The sequence below is a fragment of the Streptococcus danieliae genome, from assembly GCF_009767945.1.
In the GTDB taxonomy this organism is placed as follows: domain Bacteria; phylum Bacillota; class Bacilli; order Lactobacillales; family Streptococcaceae; genus Streptococcus; species Streptococcus danieliae.
Genome location: NZ_WSRS01000229.1, coordinates 1 through 378 on the forward strand (window position 1 = coordinate 1; position 378 = coordinate 378).

Genomic DNA, 378 nt, shown 5'->3' on the forward strand with positions numbered 1-378 from the left:
TGCGGAAAATAAAGCTGAGACTGAACGGGTAGCTCAAGAAAATGAAGCTGGCCAAAAGGCTGTAGATGCTGAAAATGCTCAGAAACAAGCAGAAGCTCAGGCTCAGAATGATAAGTTGAAAGCAGACTATGAAGCTCAACTCGCTAATGCTCAAAAAATCAAGGATGAAAACAAGGCAATTGCTGAACGCAATAAACTAGCTCAAGAAGCCGCTGGGGCAACCAATGCTCAGAAGAAAGCAGAATATGATCGTCAGCTAGCTGCTTATGAGAAAGCATTGGCTGATCGTGGTAAGTCTGAAGCAAATAACATTCAATTTGATGGTTATGGTGTCTCAGAGACTTTGGATAGTTTTGGACAACGAACATCTGATGTGGT

1 pseudogene is annotated in these 378 nt (G+C 42.3%); it reads left to right on the forward strand.

Going from position 1 to position 378, the window contains the following annotated elements:
- Positions 1-378 (forward strand): annotated as a pseudogene (locus tag E5983_RS09580) (SspB-related isopeptide-forming adhesin); the annotation flags it as partial.